Source organism: Shigella sp. FC1544 (assembly GCF_001722145.1).
Taxonomy (GTDB): domain Bacteria; phylum Pseudomonadota; class Gammaproteobacteria; order Enterobacterales; family Enterobacteriaceae; genus Escherichia; species Escherichia coli.
The window spans coordinates 1-663 of the sequence record NZ_MECT01000383.1; the positions used below are offsets into that span (position 1 = coordinate 1).

Below are 663 nucleotides of genomic sequence, written 5' to 3' on the forward strand. Positions count from 1 at the left end.
ACGGATACGCAGAGTTGGCGCAGCCCTTCGCCACACAATCCCCGCAGACGGCAACCAGCGGCGAACGGTTCCGGCATTTAACTGGCAACCGGTTATCTCATTGATTTTTATTGCCAGCAGTTCTGTACTCCAGCGTGAACGCTGGTAGCCAAAGTCGCCGGAGAATGTTTTACCAGCTCACGTAACAGTGTGCAGATATGCTCAAACGGCCAGCGACGGGCACGCCCGGCAGGTAATGATTTCAGTCCCTCAACACCCGACTGCGTGAACCAGTTAATCCAGCGTCCAACAGAGGAACGGGCGCAGCAGAGCGTTCTGGCAACGTCGCTGACACGGTCGCCCCGGTGCAGCATCAGCATGGCAGTCAGTCTGCGGGCATAATTTTTATCGTGTGTTTTATGGATGGCTTTCTGCATCAGGCGTCGTTCGTCACGGGAAATTGGTGCTATGATCGGCATTGCTCAGTCCGGTTGGTGATTTGTTTTGATTTGGCGATTGATCAGATCGCACAATCCGGGCTAAGTTCCCTCAAAGGGATCTACTATTCCGCGCAGCTATTTAGGCTGTGTCCCTTAATTACGTAAGCGTTGATAAAAGAGTCGGATGCAGCCCAGTTTCACCATCGCCAGGTAATTTCTCGCCGTTTTGTCGTAACGCGTGGCG

Annotated in this window: 2 pseudogenes; both read right to left on the reverse strand. The window is 53.2% G+C overall.

Annotated features, from left to right (window positions below):
- A pseudogene (locus BGK49_RS16725) lies at window positions 1-458 on the reverse strand (IS630-like element IS630 family transposase); the annotation flags it as partial.
- A gap of 114 nt (window positions 459-572) precedes the next feature.
- A pseudogene (locus BGK49_RS29640) lies at window positions 573-663 on the reverse strand (IS5 family transposase); the annotation flags it as partial.